17 protein-coding genes and 3 pseudogenes are annotated in these 21109 nt (G+C 63.5%); 14 read left to right on the forward strand and 6 right to left on the reverse strand.

The window, feature by feature from the left end:
* The first annotated feature begins 355 nt into the window (after window positions 1-355).
* Both AB4083_RS22085 and AB4083_RS22090 read left to right on the forward strand, forming a co-directional pair.
* The gene (locus tag AB4083_RS22085) at window positions 356-1414 is read left to right on the forward strand and encodes a slipin family protein (RefSeq protein WP_441610663.1); all 1059 of its coding nucleotides are present in this window, start codon (window positions 356-358) and stop codon (window positions 1412-1414) included.
* A gap of 487 nt (window positions 1415-1901) precedes the next feature.
* The gene (locus tag AB4083_RS22090) at window positions 1902-2123 is read left to right on the forward strand and encodes a TonB-dependent receptor (protein WP_441610664.1); all 222 of its coding nucleotides are present in this window, start codon (window positions 1902-1904) and stop codon (window positions 2121-2123) included.
* Window positions 2124-2342: 219 nt separating this feature from the next.
* On the opposite strand, the gene AB4083_RS22095 is transcribed toward AB4083_RS22090, so the two are convergent.
* The gene (locus AB4083_RS22095; protein WP_441610665.1) at window positions 2343-2774 is read right to left on the reverse strand and encodes a DUF1328 domain-containing protein; all 432 of its coding nucleotides are present in this window, start codon (window positions 2772-2774) and stop codon (window positions 2343-2345) included.
* A 775-nt stretch (window positions 2775-3549) separates the two neighbouring features.
* Complete coding sequence (locus tag AB4083_RS22100) at window positions 3550-4257, reverse strand: Crp/Fnr family transcriptional regulator (protein ID WP_441610666.1); 708 nt, start codon at window positions 4255-4257, stop codon at window positions 3550-3552.
* Window positions 4258-5463: 1206 nt separating this feature from the next.
* On the opposite strand from AB4083_RS22100, the pseudogene AB4083_RS22105 reads away from it, so the two are divergent.
* Together AB4083_RS22105 and AB4083_RS22110 are read left to right on the forward strand one after the other, a co-directional pair.
* A pseudogene (locus AB4083_RS22105) lies at window positions 5464-5865 on the forward strand (type II secretion system protein GspD); the annotation flags it as partial.
* Window positions 5866-6064: 199 nt separating this feature from the next.
* Window positions 6065-7051, forward strand: a complete 987-nt coding sequence (locus AB4083_RS22110) for a lipase family protein (RefSeq protein ID WP_441610667.1) — start codon at window positions 6065-6067, stop codon at window positions 7049-7051.
* A 61-nt stretch (window positions 7052-7112) separates the two neighbouring features.
* On the opposite strand, the gene AB4083_RS22115 is transcribed toward AB4083_RS22110, so the two are convergent.
* On the reverse strand, window positions 7113-7610 hold the full coding sequence (locus tag AB4083_RS22115; protein WP_441610677.1) for an NAD(P)/FAD-dependent oxidoreductase: 498 nt from the start codon (window positions 7608-7610) through the stop codon (window positions 7113-7115).
* 26 nt (window positions 7611-7636) lie between these two features.
* Here AB4083_RS22115 and AB4083_RS22120 point away from each other — a divergent pair.
* Window positions 7637-8482, forward strand: a pseudogene (locus tag AB4083_RS22120) (LysR substrate-binding domain-containing protein); the annotation flags it as partial.
* Between the two features lie 58 nt (window positions 8483-8540).
* Here AB4083_RS22120 and AB4083_RS22125 read toward each other — a convergent pair.
* Window positions 8541-9182, reverse strand: coding sequence for a response regulator transcription factor (locus AB4083_RS22125; protein WP_441610678.1), 642 nt, complete (start codon window positions 9180-9182; stop codon window positions 8541-8543).
* Window positions 9182-10315: a sensor histidine kinase gene (locus AB4083_RS22130; RefSeq protein ID WP_441610668.1), complete on the reverse strand. Its 1134-nt coding sequence runs from the start codon at window positions 10313-10315 to the stop codon at window positions 9182-9184. Before AB4083_RS22130 ends, AB4083_RS22125 begins: the two co-directional genes overlap by 1 nt.
* Before the next feature lie 143 nt (window positions 10316-10458).
* Between AB4083_RS22130 and AB4083_RS22135 the strand changes: the two genes are divergently transcribed.
* A complete protein-coding gene (locus AB4083_RS22135) occupies window positions 10459-11727 on the forward strand; it encodes a serine hydrolase domain-containing protein (RefSeq protein WP_441610669.1) in 1269 nt (422 codons plus the stop codon).
* Window positions 11728-11885: 158 nt separating this feature from the next.
* Here the strand turns inward: AB4083_RS22135 and AB4083_RS22140 are convergent.
* Window positions 11886-12458, reverse strand: a pseudogene (locus AB4083_RS22140) (transposase); the annotation flags it as partial.
* 328 nt (window positions 12459-12786) lie between these two features.
* Between AB4083_RS22140 and AB4083_RS22145 the strand changes: the two are divergent.
* The 8 genes from AB4083_RS22145 (at window position 12787) to AB4083_RS22180 (ending at window position 20756) form a co-directional block, all read left to right on the forward strand.
* The gene (locus AB4083_RS22145) at window positions 12787-13041 is read left to right on the forward strand and encodes a hypothetical protein (protein ID WP_441610670.1); all 255 of its coding nucleotides are present in this window, start codon (window positions 12787-12789) and stop codon (window positions 13039-13041) included.
* A gap of 361 nt (window positions 13042-13402) precedes the next feature.
* On the forward strand, window positions 13403-13906 hold the full coding sequence (locus AB4083_RS22150) for an RDD family protein (RefSeq protein ID WP_441610671.1): 504 nt from the start codon (window positions 13403-13405) through the stop codon (window positions 13904-13906).
* Window positions 13907-14075: 169 nt separating this feature from the next.
* A complete protein-coding gene (locus AB4083_RS22155) occupies window positions 14076-14768 on the forward strand; it encodes an RDD family protein (protein ID WP_441610672.1) in 693 nt (230 codons plus the stop codon).
* Window positions 14765-15742, forward strand: a complete 978-nt coding sequence (locus AB4083_RS22160; protein ID WP_441610673.1) for a stage II sporulation protein M — start codon at window positions 14765-14767, stop codon at window positions 15740-15742. Before AB4083_RS22155 ends, AB4083_RS22160 begins: the two co-directional genes overlap by 4 nt.
* Complete coding sequence (locus AB4083_RS22165) at window positions 15732-17306, forward strand: DUF4129 domain-containing protein (protein WP_441610674.1); 1575 nt, start codon at window positions 15732-15734, stop codon at window positions 17304-17306. Before AB4083_RS22160 ends, AB4083_RS22165 begins: the two co-directional genes overlap by 11 nt.
* A complete protein-coding gene (locus AB4083_RS22170; protein WP_441610675.1) occupies window positions 17303-18418 on the forward strand; it encodes a DUF4350 domain-containing protein in 1116 nt (371 codons plus the stop codon). The genes AB4083_RS22165 and AB4083_RS22170 overlap by 4 nt, the downstream gene beginning before the upstream one ends.
* Complete coding sequence (locus AB4083_RS22175) at window positions 18415-19449, forward strand: AAA family ATPase (protein ID WP_441610676.1); 1035 nt, start codon at window positions 18415-18417, stop codon at window positions 19447-19449. The genes AB4083_RS22170 and AB4083_RS22175 overlap by 4 nt, the downstream gene beginning before the upstream one ends.
* Entirely contained in the window at window positions 19449-20756 is a 1308-nt protein-coding gene (locus AB4083_RS22180; protein ID WP_441610679.1) for a DUF58 domain-containing protein, read from the forward strand. Before AB4083_RS22175 ends, AB4083_RS22180 begins: the two co-directional genes overlap by 1 nt.
* The last annotated feature ends 353 nt before the right edge of the window (window positions 20757-21109 follow it).

Genomic DNA, 21109 nt, shown 5'->3' on the forward strand with positions numbered 1-21109 from the left:
GATCGAGCGCTGTTGACTCTCCTCGGTGGCCAATGTGGACGTTCACGTCCTCAGCTCCCTAGGTGGGGTGAATGCGTTTGGTTTATAGCGAGTCCCCTGGTGCTCATTGAAGGACCACCATCCGTCAGGGGTGGTGAAGGCGATTTCTCACTCGGATGGCCGATGCAGTCACCGGGCTTGATGCATCGGATAAGCGCAACGGCGGCGAGGGAGCGATGACCCGAGGCCATGACACGATCCATTTGAATCGATGCAAGCAAAATCGTGTGCGTGCGCCAGCGCACCGACACGGAACCGCTTCGACCGCAATGTGAGTCATCGCCATTCATTCGCCACTGGCAAGCGGGATGACGTCGTGAACACCATTACCCTATTCATCGTCGCCACCTTGACTGCCGTGGGCGGCCTGTTCATGTATCGCGGCAATATAGGCATGGCGATTGGTTTTTGGGGCGCCGCCGCAATCGTTTCGCAATCGCTTAAAATGGCCAACACGTGGCAAAAATTTGTCGTTCTGCGAGCAGGAAAACTATTGGGGGTGCGGGGACCCGGCTTATTTCTCATCATCCCGGTGATCGATCGGGTGGTCGCGGTCATTGATGAGCGTATTCAGACAACCGCCTTCAACGCCGAGCAGGCACTCACGCGCGACACGGTACCTGTCAACGTGGATGCCATTATCTTCTGGCACGTGCACGATGCCAGGAAGGCTGCGCTGGCCATTACCGACTATCAGCAGGCCATCGCCCGAGTAGCTCAAACGTCACTGCGCGAAATGATTGGCTCATCGATGCTCGCGTCCCTGCTATCGGACCGCCAATCCGCCGACCTAGCGCTATGCACTGAAATCGGAAATAAGACCACCGAATGGGGGTTGACGGTGCGATCAGTGGAAATACGTGATGTAGCTATTCCCGTGGCGCTGCAGGACGCTATGTCGAGGCAGGCTCAAGCCGAACGGGAAAAGCAGGCTCGCATTATCCTCGGATCAGCCGAAGCCGAGATTGCGAGCAAGTTCGTCAGCGCGGCGAAGGTCTATTCCGATCAACCGGCAGCGCTTCAGTTGCGCGCAATGAATATCATTTATGAGACRACGAAGGAGCGCGGAACCACCATCCTCATCCCCAGTTCGATGGTCGATAGCATGAACCCTGTATCAGCGCTCGCATKGGCGCTAGGCGCGCATCGCGCGACCGTGCATGCGGATGAAAGCCATGGCGACGCCGGCGAATCGACTTCAACCCATGCTCCAGTCGACACTAAGGTCGAATACAATCGTAGAGCCATTAAGACAGCGGAGTGGACCCTGGCTAGTGCGTTGAATGACTTGGTGTCAGAGGGCGGTCATCCACTTGCTTCTGACGATGAAGCGGCACCGGCCACACCAAGCCAGATATCCGCGAAGCCCGGATAGCGGCTTCGACCAAGGGGCCTTGATATGCACGGCACGTATGGATAGCAAGCAGCATGCTTTGGCGCCCCACTAACCATAGCGACAATGAAGGGCAGACTCGCTGTCATTCGCCAGCCAACGATATCTCGCACCCACGCCCCGCCTCAATCTCAGGCATTAATTTCGGAATGTGCTTGCTGGCCAACAAAGTTCGGCTCGGCCTATTAGCCGCGCCGAGCTAACGAACATATCCATGGAGAACGCTGATCGAATGATGTGCACGACCTGGCTCAGCCGCCATCTGAGCCACTCGGCAAACTTAATGATGCCAAAGTGATCGGCATGAAGATCGACGGTGTTGGTATTACACGAAATGTGGATCGGCGCCCTAACTGTTACGCACTGCCGTTTGGGAGTCGATGTTTTAAGCCAACATCGCAGTCAATGAGCCACACCTGGAAGCGCGCAAGGCGCGTCTATCCAGGTCTCGCCCGAAGAGGTTGCAACCATGTCTGACATTGCAGGGATGACGAGCGACGGTTTCGACTACACAGCCATGTATGTCGCAGCTGTCCTTAACAGCGTTGTCTGGGCGGCGACGTTCCGCCTAGACGGCGACTATCGGGGAGCACGGCATGGGAGAGTCTTCGACGTCTCGGAACTGTCGATAACCGATCTGCAGCGGGTCATTAAGGACGATATTGAATGCACCTGGGTCAGCAAGGCTTGATGTATTAGCTATCGACGCCCTGCTTAGGCGTGCGCTAGGCCGCTTGGTTGCGCACTTCCAGCGCTAGGGTCAAGCGGCTTCGCAGGAATGGCGATTGCGTTGCCGCCCTTCTTCGGAGATCGCATCATCGCCTGGCGTCATGCCATTTCGTAGAACGAAATCAGCTGGCGAGCCTCATACGTGCTATCCGCGGGAAGTAGATGAGGCGCCCATGAGGGACTATGACTGGCCGTCAGTATGGTGCGTGCTGGCCACAATGGAGCGCCCGTGCTTACTCAAAATGAATAAAGTGACGCACAAAGCCAAGGATCCGAAGAAGATGAACTGGGCGACGCCAGCGATGACTCCGGCGACGCCTGCGAATACAAGGGCTCCAGATATCAGCGCGATAACAAAGAATATGAGTGCGTAGTAAAACACGATGACATCCCTTGCAGTAGACAAGAGCGCCTCAGCGCAGGCATAGAGCAAACCTTCGATGGCGCTGGCAACGCTGCGCAGCATCTTTCCGGCGAGCGCCCTGACAATCGCTATGATCGCTGGCCGGGAGGAAATTCCCTTTTCCTCCCGACGCGGAAACAGTACGCACGCCGAGAGCTTCGCATCGGTGCGCCAGCGCACATCAAAGTGGCAATGTGCGGCATCGAACATAGAGAAGAAGGGGTGCCGTAACGACAGGTAGGATAGTGGCAGATATCGTGATCAACAGAACGATGTGGATATCAGCGACCGCGACCGGTGTTGCACCACCAAGAGCGTCGCGATCGCCGATTGGCTCCAAAATACAAGGCGCGCCAGCGCACCGACATGATCGCCCCGACGCCGCAAAGTACGCCCCTTAGGTGAGCCAGCCTGTGCCGACGCTCAAGTTGGTTCGCCGATCGAATCCGCCGAGGACCGCTATGACAATCTCTAAAGAAGCTAGTTTCACTGGCCTGGAGAAACGTTTTGATACCCTTCTCGACCAGAGCCAGCGCATCATGCAAGAGAACGAGCTGTTGAGGCGTGAGTTGTTACGGCATCCGTCCGGCGCCTTGCAGATTCGATCGGTGGAACGCTCTTTGGGCCGAGCTTATCGGCAAATCGATTCCACAGAATCACCTGGGATTGTCAGACGCCAGTGAGCCTCTTTGAAAAGACCGCGGCGGATGGGGCAAGGCTTATGCTTGGCTCGTCATTCTGCGCTCTTTGTTGTGCTCGCCGCAGCTCCTTGGATTTCACCACACGCCAAGGCGAGGGGTCATATTTGGAGCTCGCGATCGTTTGAGGTGGCTACGATCGATGCCATACCCCTCACCTTTGCTGCCTGGCGTGCTGCGTGCCACCATGACGTTTGCGGAATCGCTGCGAACGCGCCCGCCACTGAGTAGTGCCATGATCTACCTGTGCATGGGAAGTTGATTCCAGAGCGTCACTTACATCGCTATCAGAGGGGGAGAAGGCGGTCGTACTCCTTCTTGACCACGGCATAGCATTCACAGGTTCGCCGCTCAAGCTGTTCGCGATCAAGCACCGTGATATGGCCGCGCTGATATCGAATCAGCCCGGCTTGCTGCAGGTTGCCGGCGGCCTCAGTGACCCCTTCACGACGAACGCCCAGCATGTTGGCAATCAGTTCCTGCGTCATCACCAGTTCCTTGGAGTGCAGTCGATCCAGACTCAGAAGGAGCCATCGGCACAGCTGTTGATCCAGGGAGTGATGGCGATTGCATACCGCTGTCTGCGCCATCTGCGTTATAAGGGCCTGGGTGTAGCGAAGCAGCAGATGCATGACGGCGCCGGCTCGACCGAATTCCTGCAGCATGAGATCAGCCTTAAGCCGATATCCCTGGCCAGCGCTTTGTACTAAGGCACGACTCGGCGTTGACTCCCCTCCCATGAAGAGCGAAATGCCGACAATGCCCTCGTTGCCAACGACAGCAATCTCCGCCGAGGCTCCGTCTTCCATCACGTATAGCAATGACACAATCGAGGTGGTGGGAAAATACACGTGAGCCAATCGGCTACCAGATTCATAGAGCACTTTGCCGAGTGACATTTCCACCGGCTCAAGATGCGGTAGCCAACGCTTCAATTCTGCTTCAGGTAACGCGGCGAGTAACCGATTCTGTCGCGGGCCATTAGCTGAGGGCATAGGCTCCTCCATTGCGGTTCGGCAGTACGATATTAGGTCCCGGGCAGGGTTCAAGAAAACTGCCACAAGGGAGCCTTGTCCATGACGGCGGCTTTAAAAGTGAAAGTCCCGTTAGGAGGCGGCGAGCGGATGCCTCCGCTTAACATCTGCAGCAATTGGCGCAGGTGCTAGCACGGCGATGTCGATACGATTGCCCCCCCCCACACTCTTGGATAACAGGCCGGTCGCCAACGGCGGAGATTGTGGAGGGCGCAAATGAATTGCGTGCGCGCACTCTTGCAAGAGCATATCCAGCCACTTCCGATTTTGGCGAAGAGATCGTCGTGGCGTTGGTAATTCTAGAAGCCAGCCAGCTGCATCGAGGTCCACACTCTTCTCGCGGACTTCGTGTCGGACGCCATGGTAGGACTTGCCCTAAGGCGGTTAACGTGCGCTGCCCACCCATCGTCAAAATGAGAACAAACACGTCACCGTTACAAAGAACTTCGCCTGTCTGTTCGATGCGCCCAACGAGCATCGCACCTTGCTTAGGGATCTCCATGGCAGATCCGATATTGGGCAGTTTGCGCATGCTAAGAACCTTTTGGACCTCAGATACGAAGTGTCCACCATGGGTTGCGAAAGCGGGCACTCAAGGAAGAATTCTACCCTGGCTCGGTCCGGACTCATTATTTGTCGTGAGGAGATGCCCCCCGGGATGCACGGTTACCCCCTCTGCACCCGCACACCCTTTGGAGATCGATTTCGACGAAATCTTACACAGCCCGCCAGAATCAGCCTGGCGCGGCTCATCGGCGTATCGGGTGAGATACCGTGGCGACGCACTTTGACGCACGCTATGGCCTCCAGGCGCATCAATCTGCATCGTTCCGATGCCACTCGTTTCGCCTCGCGAGGTCAGGTCAGGACTTGCATGGCAGCAATGCGTCATTGCATCAGAAGCAAGGGTAGAAGTGCGCAGGCGAGGAGGGGGACGACAGCGCGCGCTGGAGTAGACAGGTCCGAAGTGGTTACTTCCTCACCACACCACGGATCGACCAGACGAGCGCTTATGCAGTGGCCCAAGCGGCCTACCGTATCGCCATTTCCCTAGGGCGATATAACCCGATCCAGGACACGCACCGCAACTCGAGCCCCACGCGGCGGATATAAGCGATGGCGCTCGACGTCTGATGAGATGGTTGCTCGGACTATCTAACCGTCGGCCAGCAAGTAAGTGGAGTAGATACTGCAGCATCGCGTGATGCCGCGGGAAACCCGACCATTCTTCAGCGGCAGATGAACACGCACGCCATCGTGCAAAGCGGGCAAACCGTTCTTCTTGGAGGCCTTATCCAACAAGACGAGTCGCAGGGCGACACCGGTGTACCGTGGTTACGCCGTGTTCCACTGTTAGGTCACCTCTTCGGTACCACCGATCACAACTCGACGCGTACGGAGTTGATCGTGCTTATCACCCCTAGCTACGCCGCATGCTTGCCGACCATGGCGCTGGCATCGACAAATTCCGCGGTATCTCATCGTTCCGTGCAGTCCATCGCATCGCGAAGTGATGCAGTTCACGAGCCTTGCACGGCTTTCAATTTAGCTTCCGTTCGAAAGAGGTAGTCACAGCCGTATCGCGCGCAACGAATGCTTCACAGCGCATACGCGGCGTGCGGCCAAGCATCATGACCGACGAAGTCGATAGGGAGCATCTCGACTTTCCTCGATTCGCTGCAGCAGCGACAAAGACACAGGTTTTCATGCGCCCCCTCCTTTGCTGGAGCGGGGATGGTTGTCTTGTATCCAGGCAAGGAGTGCGGCTATGTCTTCGAAAGACGCAAAAATCAATCTGACGCTGGCCTTTGTGCTCAACAACGCCGCCGTCGATGACCAGGGCAAATCCATGCAGAACCCGGATCCTGCCGCGGTGCAGGCAAACATCGTCAACCGGGTGAAGCAATCGACGTATGCGAAGGACTTCGACCTTGTATGGGGACCTTCCCTATATCTGGACCCGGGAACGAAAGGCGCATCCAAGGGCTATTCCGCGAATGTCACCGCTGTTTTCAAAGGACCCTCGGGTGACCTTCGTCTGGTGACCAGCGGCACCAATCCCACGTCGGACTACGACGTCAAGGAAGAGGACAACGATATCGGCCAGACGGCGGCAAGCGGGCTGATCTCGGGAGCGCCGTCGGATGCCAGCATTTCAAAGGGCGCCAATGCTGGGGCGCAGCACATCATCAACACCAACCCTGACACGGGCGGCAGCCTGGTGAGTTACTTGCAGGGTCAGGTAGGCTCGGGGGGCACGGTCGTTATCGTAGGCCACAGTCTCGGCGGAGCCTTGGCATCGGTGCTGACGCTTTATCTGCAGGAGCAGCTGCCGTCGGCAAAACTGAACTGCTATACCTTTGCCGCGCCGACGGCGGGGAATCAACAGTTCGCCAATTACTTCGATAAAAAGATGGCCGGAGCATCGACCCGGTTCTTCAACACGATGGACACTGTGCCGGACGCCTGGAATGCCACCACCATCCAGAACATCCTCACCATCTATAACCCCAATCTCGAAACCCCGCAGAAGGTCCAGGACGGCATCAATAACAACCTGTTGCTTCTGGATTTCTTGAATTACCAGCAGCCGGGCGACGGGAAGACAGGACTTACCGGCGCGGTCAATACCCAGATCATCAAAAAGAAAGATACAGATTTCGACGACCAGGTCGCTTATCAGCACATTCAGGCATATCTGAAGTTGCTGGACATGCAGATCGGCGATGTCTGGTTGCCGCCGCCCAGTCCGTGACGCGTCGAAACGAGCTATCGATATTCGGCTTCCGGTTGTTCAGCACCGCGGTGAAGGCGACTCAGCCGTTCATGTAGCTCCACAACTTTGAAATGACGACCGAGCCTTCACCGACCGCGGAAGCCACTCGTTTCACCGATCCGGACCGAACATCCCTCACCGCGAAGATCCCCGGCTGCGATGTCGCATCCGGGGAATCCGCGCTTGCCGATTCGCCGGTCTCGACATAGCCCTGCGGATCCAGCTTGACCAGGCCCGATAGCCAGGCGGTGTTGGGCTGCGCACCGACCATGGTGAACAGCGCGCAGGCCGACAGCGTGTAATCCGCGCCGCTCTGGCTGTCGTGGATGGTTACCGCGTCGAGGCGTTCGCCGCCGTGCAACGCGCGCACCGCGGAGCAGTATTCGATGGTGATCTTCAGGTCCGCTTCCAGCCGGCTGGACAAGTAGCTCGACATGGATGACGCCAGCGAAGTGCCGCGCACCAGCAGGCAGACATGGTTGGCTGAGCGGCTCAGGAACATGATTGTCTGGCCCGCGGAATTGCCACCGCCGACGATCGGCGCCTCGCCGTTCTTGCAAGGGCATGAGCAAGACCACGGCGACCCAGCTGATCCAACAGCTGGAAACCCATCTGCGCGTCCGGCTGCTCAATCGCACCACGCGCAAGGTCAACCCGACCGCCGACGGCATGGCCTATTACGAGCGAGCCATCCGGCTGCTGGCCGACCTGGACGATGCCGAGAATAGCCTTTCCGAAGCCTCAACATCGCCAAGGGGCAGATTGCGGGTAGATGTACCGAGCCCGCTGGCCCGGATGATCCTGATACCGGCCTTGCCAGCGTTCCACGCCCGCTATCCGGATATCCAACTGGATCTGGGCGTCAGCGATCGAATGGTCGACATCATCGGTGAGAACGTCGATTGCGTCGTGCGCGGCGGCGAGCTCACCTCTCTCTCATTGAAGGCTCGACACGTCGGAGATCTGCAGCTTGGGGTATATGCGGCGCCGATCTATCTGGAACGAATGGGGACGCCCTTGCACCCGAGAGAGCTGGAGGAATCACACCACCGCATCGTCGGGTACGTCTGGTCGCGCACCGGCAAGCGCATCCCCTACGCCATGCGTAGCGGCAACGAAACCGTGCGGATACAGGGGCGCTGCGTGCTGACGGTGGACGATGGGAATGCATACCTCGAGGCGGGGCTCACCGGCCTTGGCGCTCTGTGGCTACCGCACTACATGGCCAAAGCCCATGTGGCTCGAGGAGATCTGACTCCGCTATTCGAGACCTGGAAAATGGATCCTATGCCGCTCTATCTGGCGTTCCCGCCGAACCGGCATGTAAGCGCGAAGCTGCGCGTTTTTATCGACTGGATTGTTGAGTTAATGGCGCAGCATGCGCCCGTTGGGCATCGGGGCGGCGAGTGACGGATCGGCGGCTCGATCGGCAGTGAAGGGAATAGGTTTGCCCGCTCATACTCCCGGCCTAGATAATCTTCAACGTAATCGCCTTCAACACGGCCCGCGTGCGATCGCGCGTGCCCAGCTTGTCGAAGATATCCATCAAGTAATTCTTCACCGTCCCCTCGGCCACATGGATGGCCAGGCCGATTTCGCGGTTGGTGTAGCCGCCGGCCAGCAGGCGCAGGATGTCGGTCTCGCGTTTGCTGAAACCGCTCTTGGGCACGCTCTGGTCGTCGTAGGCGTAGCGCGAGCGTATGGCGTCGGTAGCGACTGGGGTGACGACAGAGCGTCCGGCGGCGACCTGCTGGATGGTGTCGACCAGTTCGAGCGGCGAGGCGTCTTTCAGCAGGAAGCCGCGGACGCCGGCGTCGATGGCTTTCAGCGCATAGTCCGCGTCGTCGAAGGTGGTGAGCAGGATCACCGGAGGCGCGGCGTCGAGGTGGCTCAGCCGCTGACAGACCTCGAAGCCGTCGAGGCCAGGCATGCGTATGTCGCATAGCACGACGTCAACCGCCACGCGTTGCAGCGCTTCCAGCAGCGCGTGTCCATCCGAGGCTTCGGCCACCACTTCCAGCCCGGCAAAGCCGCCGAGCAGAGCCTTGAGGCCGCCGAGCACCAGGGCCTGGTCGTCGGCGAGGGCGATGCGGATGCGGCGTGGCTCGATCAGGGGCACGCGGGAAGCCAGGCGCGAAGGTGGAAACCCTGGCCATCCGCGCGGCCGAACTCCAGACCGCCGCCCAGCGCCTGCATACGTTCGCGCATGCCCGTCAGACCATCGCCAGCCTGGAGCGCGCCGCGGCCCTGGCCGTCATCGCGCATGTCCAGCACGATCTCGCTGCCTTCGCGATGCAGGTGTACCCATAGCCGTTCGGCGTCACCGTGCCGGGCAGCGTTGGTAAGCCCCTCCTGGAAGGCGCGCAGCAGGGCGTCGGCCTGCTCCAAGGTTTGCACGCGGGTGTGGGCGGCGATGTCCAACTGCACGAGCGGGCGCGGGAAAGGTGCGGCCATGCTTTCCAGCGCGGCGCTCAAGTCGAGCCCATCGTGCATGCGCAGTTGGTGCACCACGGCGCGCAGGTCGTCCAGCAGCTCTACGGTGAGACGGGTGCACAAGGTGATGACCTCCGCCGGGTCGAGCTGCGGGTTGTGCGTGAGCGCGCTGAGATTAAGCCGTAGCGCGGTCAGCTTGTGGCCGGCCACATCGTGCAGCTCGCGCGACAGCCGCAAGCGCTCCTGGCTGCGCGCGATCTCCGCCAGCATGCCGCGCGTCGCCAGCAGTTCCGCGTGCGCCTGCGCAAGCTGCGCGCGGGCCTGTTCCGTACGCAGCATCGAGGTGACAAGCAGGATGGCGAGTAACTGAAGGCTGGCGTGCAGGCCGATATACGTATAGGGCGTATCCATCTGGCGAAACGCCAGAGCCACGGCGAGCAGCAAAAGGTTGGCGACGACATAGACCGCGATCAACCAGCGCATACGTAGCAGGCCGGCGAAGGCGAGCATCGGAATGATCAGCAGGGCTGCCGCCGAGTTGTAGCGATAGAGCGCGACCAGCACCAGCGCCATGCCCAGCAGCATCGCCGCTAGCAGAAGGTGCAAGGGGCGCGGCGGGCGCCACGCCAGAGAACCGAGGAAGACGAGCGCGAACAGCGCATGCAGCGCTGGCACCAGTGCGCCTACGGGCAGGTCGTCCGCCGCCGAGGTCGGCACGATGGTGCTGAACCACAACTCCAGGCCGACGGCCAGCCAAGCGACACACCCGGCCATGGCCATCGCGGCGTACAGGAAGGAGGGGCGGCTCATGCGCGGAGCTTCGCCCAGGGGCTGGGCCGAGGCAAGGCGGTTGGCAAAGTGGTGACTTTCGTCACCCTCCTGGGTGACTTCCGGTGTCTGCATGGCCGGCGATGTGGCTCGGATACTGCGGATGGCCTTCCCGGAGTCAAGCCATGAAAAGCACTACACGACGCCTCATCAAGCGCAGCGCCATCGTCCTGACGCTGCTGGTCGCCCTCGTACTGGGCATCACCGCCATACCTGCCATCGCGGTCGGCGGCCGCAACGCCTTCGCCACGGTCTTGCCGAAAACCATGGTGGCGCATCCCGAGGCTCTGCGCGAGGCCTACGGTTTTCTCGCCAAGGACACGCGCTTCGACGCCTTCGTCACCCTACAGAATGGGCAGGAGCTAGCGCGGTGGGGTGAGGCAGATCTGCCAATCAACACGCACTCGGTGCGAAAGAGCCTGCTGAGCGGGCTGTATGGTATCGCCATCGAGCACGGCTATGTGCGGTTGGACCAGACGCTGGGCGAGCTGGGCATCGATGATCGCGTGGTGCCGCTAACGGCCATGGAGAAAAGTGCCACGGTGCGCGACCTGCTGATGTCGCGCTCAGGCATCTATATCGAGGCGGCCGGCGAAGTGAAGGGCATGAAAGACCGGCGCCCGCGCCGCGGCTCGCACAAGCCCGGCGAGTTCTTTTACTACAACAACTGGGATTTCAACGTGCTCGGCGTGATCTTCGAACAGCGCACTGGCATGAGCATCGGCCAGGCCTTTAACGAGTGGATCGCCAAGCCCACCGGCATGATCAGCTTCAAGCCCGAGCACGTGATCTACGAGCAGCCACGCTATACGCAGCACCGCCAGTTCGTGATCTTTCTTTCCGCCGCCGACCTGGCCCGGTTCGGCATGCTTTACGCGCAAGGCGGGCGCTGGGGTTCGACGCAGGTGATCCCCGAACATTGGATCACCGAAAGCACGCGTGCCTATTCGGCGGTCGACAGCATGGACCCGTTCGCGAGCTACGGCTACCTGTGGTGGATCGATCGCGATGGCTACGTGTGGGCCGACGGCTGGGGCGGGCAGTTCATGCTGGTCGATGCCAAGCGCCATCAGGTGCTGGTCGCACGCAACGATACCGGACGCAGCCTTCTGCAGATGGGGTGGTTCGTGTTGTTCGATGGGGACGGATGGCGTAGCCATCAGCAGCGGTTGCATGCGTTAATGGTGGAGGCGGTGGGGACCGTGGCTTCTGATTCGCCACATCCTGCAAGCCGCCGATCTGCTCAGCTGACTGACCGACTACGCAGACCGCATGGATGGCCTGCGGTTTCAACTATGGGACGGACTCAACCTCCTGCTCTGGACTCGGATACGACTAATGCCTGTGGCTTTACTGGCGTTGGGGACACAGAGCCTCGACCGGCCAGCATGTAGCCGCTAGTAGGGCCAAGGCTCACTACTCCCCGTTCTTCTCCAAGCCAAGCGTGAAAGCTCTGCTCTGAAGTGCCTGAGCAGCCTGCATAGTGCTTCGGACTATCGCCGGATCAAATCCAAGATCGGGCTTCGGCGACGGGGCTATCAAACCCAAGCGGCGTCCGGCCATCGACCAGCACACCGACCGAGGACTGGTTGCGCGCCCCCTTGATGAAATCCCCCCCCAATGCCCCGACAAGAGCCCTTCATCGGCCCCGGGGGACCGGTCGTGAATGCTGGAGTCGGCCCTGCCGGTTGGCGCCTTGGCTACGTGGCCGACGCGCGCATGTGTGCTGACGCAACAATGCCACCAGCCCGGGCCTTAGCTCGCCACTAGGCGCGGCATAGATCGCGATGTAAATCGTCTCGTGCGACACGTGCTTGACAGGCTCTTCAGGGAGGCAACGTCGCAGTCTGCGCCCCCCCAGACCGGCCCTTGGCCAGCAGTCGGAACACCAGGCACCAGAGTCGTCCTTCTCGATGCAGCTCGCGTATTCGGCGCGGCTTGCGTGATAGGCGCCGTACACGCGGGCCAGCCCGACTGGCGTCGTAACCGAGCCGCGGGTGCTCCATGCGAGGGATCTCCGCCGGCTCACGGTGCCCGTTACGTGCCCCCGAGAGATCGTGCTCGCTGAACGCCCGAGCAGTCGTGCCAGCTGTCTTGCACTCTTCCCGTCCGCTTTGCCGACCATGATCGCGCCCCGCCCCAGGCTGAGGTTTGTCGTCGCCTCCCTCGCAACGCCATCGCTTGTGTACACACCCACTCATACAACAAAGCGAGATTGCTCAGGTGACTCGCCATGCCGACGATAGTGGCCTCATTCGCCACGCCTCGCCGCCTATGCAGCACACACCTTGTTCTGAGAGACCTCATTCAGAACGGCCTCTCCTTCCCCGACCTCGAGACGAGCGCAATGCTGCTTGTCGTCACCATGACCACGCTCGTGGATGTCACTGCAGCTTCCTGGTGACCTCCTCCGAAACGGTCGTGTCCCATCCCTTCCTCTTGCTGGAGCATGCATGATCGGTATTCCCTCAACCGGCGGTCTGACTCAGGCCGTCCTCACCGCGGTCTGCTTCGAAGGCCTTTCTGCTGAAACTCGGCAGGGACGGAAAGCGACGTTCGCTATCATCGACGAAAATGAAAAGGTCATCGAAAGAGGCCCCGCCGTTGCACGGGAGGCCTGGAATGTCATGCTCGCCTGCTACAAGAATTTCCTTGTAGGACAAGGACACCTTCGTGTGTTCTCCGGTCCACCAAGCGCGGTAAAGTGAGACGCTACAAAGCGGCCTAACCGCCGCTTTTTTTTCGTGCCCGAACAAAGTTTATATAGGCTTGACTTTGGGCAAGCAAAGAAGAAGTAACTCGCTCCGCGGCAGCGGGGCGAAACACTCGCCAAAGGCGAGACATCCTTGCGATAACGCGACAATCAAACGCGACCGCTACTGGATTCCGGCCTACGCCGGAATGACGGAGGGTGAGCCGCGCCCATCACCCCAGCCCTCCCCGGAGGAAAAGGGGGGCAAAGCGCAATTGTGCGTAACACGATGAACGGCCATGCACACACGCAAAATCCTCCCTATACTCGCCGAGTGCCTGCTATGGGGGCTGGCACGCACCCACAAGGACGGAACCATGGAAAAGGAACAGAACTACTACGCCGCGCCGCAAGCCGCCGTGGCGGATGTCGGGGGCTTCTCCGCAGAAGATCTCGAAGCGCGCAAAGCCAGCCGCGGCCAGCGCCTGGGCGCAGCCCTGCTGGACGGCGTGATCGTCGGCGTCGGCGCAGCACTGGTCGGCATCGGCGCCGCGGCAGCCAGCAAGAGTGGGGGCGGCACGGTCGCAGTGGTGATCGGCATCCTGATCATCCTGGGCATCTTCGTCGTCAACTGCGTGCTGCTGCACCAGAACGCCCAGACCATCGGCAAGAAAGTGCTCGGCATCAAGATCGTTCGCACCAACGGCGACCGCATCGGCCTGGGCCGCATCATCGGCATGCGCATCATCCCGATCGGTCTGCTCGGCGCCATCCCGTACCTCGGTGGCCTGATCTCGCTGGCCGACTCGCTGGTGATCTTCGGCACCGAGCGCCGCTGCCTGCACGACATGATCGCGGACACCATCGTCATCACCGACTGATGCCAGGGCGAGCCTTCCAGGCATCACCCCGTCATTTCATTTTCAATAAGTTGGGGCCAGCCCTGTCTGTCCGCATGCCTTCGGTCCGCCGTCTCGACAGCCAGCCAGGCTGCCTTCGCCGACGGTCCTGCGGCCTGCGAACAGACAGGGCTGGTGACGGCGGTGATACTTGACCAGGGTCGCCCTAGACACGCTCCGGCAGATCGAAACACCCGAAGGGGTGTTTCTACGCCTGCGCGCGGCCGGCGCCTTGCCGCGCGCGCAGGCGTGGACGATCGATTTCGTGCTGCGCATGTTCGTGTTCTGGGCCGCCATGATTCCCTTGTCGCTGCTCGGCTCGGCAGGCATGGGCGTCGGCGCGCTGCTGATGTTCGTGCTGATGTGGGCCTATGCGGTGGTGTGCGAGGTGTGGTTCGGCGGACAGACGCTGGGCAAGCGCGCGATGGGCCTGCGCGTAGTGAGTGCCGATGGCGCGCCGGTCACCCTGGTGCCGTCGGTACTGCGCAACCTGCTGCGCGTGGTGGACATCCTGCCGGGCGTGTATGCGGTGGGCCTGGCCAGCAGCTTGATCGATCCTTACGGACGCCGCCTCGGCGACGTGATCGCCGGCACCCTGGTCATCCACGGCGGCGAACTGCCGGCCGGCAGCCAGGTACCCAGCGCGACCCCGGTGGCGCCGCCGCCGGGGCTGGCCGCGGACGAGCAGGCGGTGATCGTGGAATTCGCTGAGCGTTGCGCCCAGCTCACGCCGCAACGCCAGCAGGAGCTGGCCGATCTGCTGCAGCCGCTCACCGGCTGCAGCGGCGAAGCCGGCGTGCAGCGCCTGCTCGGCTACGCCAACTGGCTGCTGGGGCGCGCATGAAGCAGGAACGGTTCGTCGCCTTGCATCGCGAGCACTGGAGCGAACTGCAACGCTGGCTCGACCTGGTCGACAGCAAGCAGCGCCAGGCCCTGCGCGATCCGCGCGCGAGCGGCTTTCCGGTCGAATACCGCCGCCTGTGCCATCACCTGGCGCTGGCGCGCGCGCGCGGCTACAGCCGCGAAGTCACCGACCGCCTGCAGCGCATGGTGCAGCAAGGTCATCGCCTGCTGTATCGCCCGCCGGCGCCGCGCTGGCATCGCGCGCTCACGTTCCTGATCGCGGGTTTTCCGCGGCTGGTGCGCAGCGAGTGGCGCTGCATGGCGGCCGCGGCGGTGCTGTTCTTCGGCCCCGCGCTGTTCTGCCTGATCGCCTTGCAGTTCCATCCGGAATGGGCGCATTCGCTGTTCGGCAGCGCGCAGCTGGCCGAGTTCGAGAAGATGTACGACCCGTCCAACGACAAGATCGGCCGCAGCAACGGCACCGACATGGCGATGTTCGGCACCTATGTGATGAACAATGTCAGCATCGCCTTCCGCACCTTCGCTTCCGGCCTGGTGCTGGGCGTGGGCGCGGTCTACGTGCTGGCCGCCAACGGCGTGATCATCGGCGGCGTCGCCGGCCATCTCACCCAGATGGGTTACGGCGGACCGTTCTGGCGTTTCGTCGCCGCGCACGCCGCGTTCGAGCTGACTGCGCTGGTGATCGCCGGCGGCGCGGGCCTGCGGCTCGGGCTTACCTTGCTGGCGCCGGGCCGGCAGCGGCGCGGGCCGGCGATGGTGGCGGCGGGCTGGATCGGGGCGCAGCTCGCGCTGGGCGCATTCGCCATGCTGCTGGTCGCCGCGGCGATCGAGGCGTTCTGGTCGTCGATCGCGTGGTTCCCGGATGTACTGAAGTTCGGCAGCGCCGCGCTGTTGTGGGCGCTGGTGCTCGGCTGGCTGTGGCGCGGCGGTGCGGAGGGCGGCCATGGAGCTTGAGCGCATCACCGTCGCCTTGCGTCCGCGCACGGCGCGCGAGGCAGTCGACCTCGGCGCGGCGATGCTGCGCGCGCACGCCAGAACGGTGTGGTCGGCGTGGTTCGTATTCAGCCTGCCGGTGGTGGCGCTGTGCATTGCCGCGGGCTGGCTGCTGGGGCTGCCGTGGCTGGCCACGCTGCTGATCTGGTGGCTGCTGCCGCTGTTCGACCGCATCCCGCTGTATGTGCTTTCGCGCGCCGTGTTCGAGCGCGCGCCGCGCTGGCGCGAAACGCTGCGCGGGCAGCGCCAGTGGCGCTGGGGCGGCACCATCGCTTCGATCACCTGGCGGCGCATCGACAGCCACCGTGCCCTGCGCTTGCCGATGGAATTGCTCGAAGGCCTGGCCGGCAAGCAGCGCAGCGAGCGCTGGCGCGTGCTGCGCCGGCCGATCGGCACCGAAGCCTCGTCGCTGGCGTTCGGCTGCATGGAACTGGTGCTGGTGATCTTCCTCGGTGCGTTCCTGTCGGTGGTGTTGTTCATTCCGGCCGAGCTGATGCCGGACTGGATACGTGGCTCGGTGGGTGGCGTGGCGCGGCGCACGCCCGAAGTCACCGGCGCGCTGATTGCCGGCGTGGCGTACCTGGCCTGGAGCGCGATCGAACCGCTGCACGTGGCCGCCGGCTTCGCGCTCTATCTCAATCGCCGCACGCAGCTCGAAGCGTGGGACGTGGACCTGGCTTTCCGCCGCCTGCGCGACCGTTGGCTCGCCGCCGGCCGCGGCGCGGCCGTGCTGCTGCTCACCCTGGCCTGTGCCTGGCCGCATGGCGCCTGGGCGCAGCAGGCGGCCGCGCCGGTGGCAAAGCCGGCGCCGGCGCAGAAGGTCGCAGCGGCCAAGCCGGAGGACGTGCCGGTCACGCAGATCGAAACAGCCTTCGCCGTTCCCGCCAGCACGAGCGACCAGCGCTTTGCGACGGCGGCGACCGAGGCGTTCCGCGATCCGCGTTTCGGCGGCGAGCACAAGGACCACACGTGGAAGCCGCGCAACTGGTCGTGGGATCCCAAGCCGGTCAAGCTCGGGCGCTCGCCGTTCGAAGGCATCGGCAATGGCTTCGCGATGGGCATCAAGGGTCTGCTGGTGCTGTTGCTGATCGGCCTGATCGTCGCCGTCGCGGTGTACCTGATCCGGCGCGCGCGCCTGCCGGTGCTGGCGCTGCGCGTGCGCAGCGAGGCGGCGCTGGACATGCATCTGGAAACCATCGAGGCGCAGGAGCGCCTGCCGGACGACCTGGCCGGCGCCACCCATCGCCTGTGGAGCAGCGGACATCGCCGCGAGGCGCTGGCACTGCTCTATCGCGGCTGCGTGGAACAGGTGGCCGCGGTCCTGCAGGTGGCGGTGGAACCGGACGCCACCGAGGCGGATTGCCTGCGCAGTGCGCGCCGGCTGGATGACACGCAGCGGCGCCAGCGCGCCGAGGCGATCGTGCGCGCATGGCAGTACGCGGCCTACGCGGACCGCTATCCGCGCGACGAGGATTTCGCGCGCCTGCTCGACGGCTGGCCCGCGCGCCACGGGAGTGCGGCATGAATCGCGCGCCGGTGCTGGTGATCGTGCTGGCTTCGCTGCTCGCGGTCGGGCTGATCGGCTTCTTCAGCCTGTTCGAGCGCGAGGAAATCACCGTGCCGGCGGAAGCGAAGGGCGAGGCGAAGTACAACCGCTTCTTCGCGCTGGAGCGCACGCTGGCCAAGCTCGATATTCCGGTGAGCTCGGTCGCCACGCTGTCGCCGAACCGGGTCACGCTGGGCGAGAGCGACACCCTGGTGCTGGGCGACGGCGTGGAGCGCATCGATGTGGACGACGCGCAGCGCATCGCCGACTGGGTGAACGGTGGTGGCCATCTGGTGCTGGCGCCAGGGCCGGCTGACGATGCCGCGCACACGCCGCTGCTGGAGGCGCTGGGCGGACTTTCGTCCAAGCGCATGGACGAAGGCTGCGACCGGCTGAGCACGGATGCACCAAGCAAGGGCGACGCCAGCTTCATGTTGTGCGGCCCGCGCTTCCTGCTCGACGGCGAAGCTGCCGAGAATGCGGAGCTGGTCATCGGTGACGACAAGCGCGGCTACTCCTTCGCGCGCTTCTTCGTCGGCGACGGCGAAGTCAGCCTGCTGTCCGATCTCGCACCACTGTCCAACCGCGGGCTCAGCCACGTGGCTCAGCAGCGCTTTGCCCTGCGCTTGCTGGCGCCTTCGGAAGGGCGGCATGTGTGGCTGCTCTATGCGCTGGACGGCCCTTCCTTCTGGCTGGCCCTGTTCACTCGCGGCTGGCCGGGGCTGCTCGCGCTCACCGCATTGCTGCTGGCCTGGATGGCGATGCGCAGCGCGCGGTTGGGCCCGCTGATGCCGGCGCCGCCGCTGCAGCGCCGCGCCCTGCTGGAGCATGTGCAGGCCGCGGGCGAATTCCTTTATCGCCGCGACGCCGGCCTGGGGCTGCACGCGCTGGCCTGCCGCGCGGCGCTGGCGCGCGCGCGGCGGCAGGACCCTTCCAGCGCCGAGCTCGAAGGCGAAGCGTTGTACGAACGCCTCGCCGACCGCCACGGCATCGATCCCGCGCAACTGGCGCGGGCTTTCCAGATCCCCGCGAACGCGCATGCGTTCCGCGACAGCATCGCCACCCTGGCCCGACTCAGGAGCCGCCCATGACGACCGAATCGCCTTCTCCGACCCTGGCGCCGGAGCACCCTGCAATCCCGGCTGCAGCAACCCCGGCCGCGCTGCCGCTGGACGAGCTGGTGGCGCGCATCGCCTCGCTGCGCGAGCAGGTGTCGCGCGCCTTCATCGGCCAGGAGCGCGTGTTCGACGAAGTGCTGCTGGCGTTGCTGGCGGGTGGCCACGTGCTGATCGAAGGCGTGCCCGGCCTGGGCAAGACCCTGCTGGTGCGCGCGCTGGCCGCGGCGGTGAGCTGCACCTTCGGCCGCGTGCAGTTCACGCCGGACCTGATGCCGACCGACGTTACCGGCCACGCCATCTACGACCCGAAGGCCGAGCGCTTCCAGATCCGCCGCGGCCCGGTGTTCGCCAACCTGCTGCTGGCCGACGAGATCAACCGTGCGCCGGCCAAGACCCAGGCCGCCCTGCTGGAATGCATGCAGGAAGGGCAGGTGACCATCGAAGGCCGCCGCTTCCCGTTGCCGGCGCCGTTCATGGTGGTGGCGACGCAGAACCCGATCGAGCAGGAAGGCACTTATCCACTGCCGGAAGCGCAGCTGGATCGCTTCCTGATCAAGGTGCTGATCGATTACCCGACCCTGGACGACGAGAAGCGCATGGTCGACGAGGTACTCAGCGGCCGCGTCGCCGCGGACCTCGACGTCTCGCGCGTGAACCCGGTGCTGAGTCAGCCCGAACTGCAGGCGCTGCAGCAGGGCGTGGCCGAGCTGCGCGTGGACGCGGCGGTGATCGACTACGCCGTGCGCATCGCGCGCGCCACCCGCGAATGGCCCGGCGTGCTCGGCGGCGCCGGCCCGCGCGGCGGCCTGGCGCTGGTGCGCCTGGCGCGTGCGCAGGCGGTGCTGGACGGCCGCGACTTCGTCACGCCGGATGACGTGCGCCAAGTGGCGCTGCCGGCGCTGCGCCATCGCCTGCTGCTGGCGCCGGAGGCGCTGATCGAGCGCCAGCGTCCGGACGACGTGCTGAAGGCTTTGCTGCACAAGGTCGCTGCGCCCCGCCAATGATGCGTCCGGCTTCCACCCTGCTGTGGCTGTTGCTCGGCTGGACCGCGCTGGGCGTGCTGGCCGCGATCGGCTGGCTGCCGCTGCTGGCATGGCTGGCGTTCGCGTTGCTGATCGCGGTGCTGGCCGCGCTCGATGCACGCCGCCTGCGCGCCGAGCCCAGCCCCGTGCTCGGCCGCGAATTGCCGCCGGTGGTGCCGCTGGGGCCCGAGCTGGTGGTAGGCCTGCGCCTGCGGCCGCAGGGCAAGCGCGCGCTCGCCTTCGACCTGCACGACCTGCATCCCGGCAACTGGCCGGTGCGCGGCATGCCGCGCCAGCTCACCCTGCCGCCGGGGCGCGAACTGGCGCTCGACTATGCGCTGACGCCGACCGGCCGCGGCCGTTTCGATTTCGCCGGCAGCCATCTGCGCCTGCGTTCGCCGTGGCGCTTGTGGACGCAGCGCCGCACCATCGGCGAGCCGGCCAGCCTGCGCGTGTATCCGAACTTCGCACCACTCGCACGGATGGCGGGGCTGAGCGTGGAAGTCGCTTCGCGCAGTGTCGGCGCACGTTTGCAGCGCCGGCGCGGCGAGGGTACCGAGTTCCACGAGCTGCGCGATTACCGCATCGGCGACAGCCTGCGCAAGATCGACTGGAAGGCCACCGCCCGCGTGGCGCGGCTGGTTTCGCGCGAATACCGCGACGAACGCAACCAGCAGGTGGTGCTGCTGCTCGATTGCGGCCGCCGCATGCTGGCGCAGGACGATCGCCTTGCGCATTTCGACCACGTACTCAATGCCTCGCTGGCGCTGGCCTATATCGCGCTGCGCCAGGGCGATTCGGTCGGCATGCTGGCCTGCGCCGGCGAAGACCTGCGCTGGATGCCGCCGCAGCAGGGCAGCGGCGGCATGGACATGCTGCTCGGTGCGGGCTACGACCTGCAGCCGAAGCCGGTGGCGACCGACTATCTCGCGGCCGCGAGCGCCTTGCAGGCGAGGCAGCGGCGGCGTGCGTTCGTGGTGCTGGTGACGAATGTGCGCGATGAGGATGACGAGGAGTTGCGCATGGCGGTGCGCTTGATGTCGCGTCGTCATCTGGTGCTGGTGGTGAGCTTGCGCGAACTGGCGCTGGATCATGCGGCGGCGGGGGTGGATCACGAGTTGGATACGGCGATTCGCGCGGCGGCGGCGATGGATTATCTGGCGCAGCGGGATGCGATGCATGATGCGTTGCGTCGCGAAGGGGTGGCGATGTTGGATGTGAGTTGTAATGAGTTGTCGGGGGTGTTGGTGGAGCGCTATCTCGCGGTGAAGCGGGCGGGGCGCTTGTAATTTTCTGCGTTTGATCTCGTCATTCCGGCGTAGGCCAGAATCTGCTTTGCTCGTCATTCCGGCGTAGGCCGGACGAGCGCGTAGCGCGAAGAACGCCCGCAGGGCGGCCCCGAAGGGGTGAGCGAAGCGAATCATCCAGTAGCGGTATTACTCGATTGTCGTGCTGACGCCAGGTTGTCTCGCCTTTGGCGAGTGTTTCGCCCGGCTGCCGCGGGGCGACTTACTTTCTCTTGCTTGCCCAAGAGAACGTAAGCAAAGAGAAGGGCACCCTGCTTGGCGCCCTCCGGTGGCTACGCCACCTGCGGGTCCGTGAGGGCTGGCCGGGCTTTTTGACAGGGCATCCATGCCCTGAT

This window comes from Dyella sp. 2RAB6, assembly GCF_052115385.1.
Lineage (GTDB): Bacteria > Pseudomonadota > Gammaproteobacteria > Xanthomonadales > Rhodanobacteraceae > Dyella_D.

Coding starts and splice junctions, on each gene's coding strand:
- AB4083_RS22145 (WP_441610670.1), top strand. CDS start 12,787: ATGATCGGTATTCCCTCAACCGGCGGTCTGACTCAGGCCGTCCTCACC.
- AB4083_RS22180 (WP_441610679.1), top strand. CDS start 19,449: ATGCGTCCGGCTTCCACCCTGCTGTGGCTGTTGCTCGGCTGGACCGCG.
- AB4083_RS22175 (WP_441610676.1), top strand. CDS start 18,415: ATGACGACCGAATCGCCTTCTCCGACCCTGGCGCCGGAGCACCCTGCA.
- AB4083_RS22170 (WP_441610675.1), top strand. CDS start 17,303: ATGAATCGCGCGCCGGTGCTGGTGATCGTGCTGGCTTCGCTGCTCGCG.
- AB4083_RS22150 (WP_441610671.1), top strand. CDS start 13,403: ATGGAAAAGGAACAGAACTACTACGCCGCGCCGCAAGCCGCCGTGGCG.
- AB4083_RS22110 (WP_441610667.1), top strand. CDS start 6,065: ATGTCTTCGAAAGACGCAAAAATCAATCTGACGCTGGCCTTTGTGCTC.
- AB4083_RS22090 (WP_441610664.1), top strand. CDS start 1,902: ATGTCTGACATTGCAGGGATGACGAGCGACGGTTTCGACTACACAGCC.
- AB4083_RS22100 (WP_441610666.1), bottom strand. CDS start 4,257: ATGCCCTCAGCTAATGGCCCGCGACAGAATCGGTTACTCGCCGCGTTA.
- AB4083_RS22130 (WP_441610668.1), bottom strand. CDS start 10,315: ATGAGCCGCCCCTCCTTCCTGTACGCCGCGATGGCCATGGCCGGGTGT.
- AB4083_RS22160 (WP_441610673.1), top strand. CDS start 14,765: ATGAAGCAGGAACGGTTCGTCGCCTTGCATCGCGAGCACTGGAGCGAA.
- AB4083_RS22095 (WP_441610665.1), bottom strand. CDS start 2,774: ATGTTCGATGCCGCACATTGCCACTTTGATGTGCGCTGGCGCACCGAT.
- AB4083_RS22165 (WP_441610674.1), top strand. CDS start 15,732: ATGGAGCTTGAGCGCATCACCGTCGCCTTGCGTCCGCGCACGGCGCGC.
- AB4083_RS22135 (WP_441610669.1), top strand. CDS start 10,459: ATGAAAAGCACTACACGACGCCTCATCAAGCGCAGCGCCATCGTCCTG.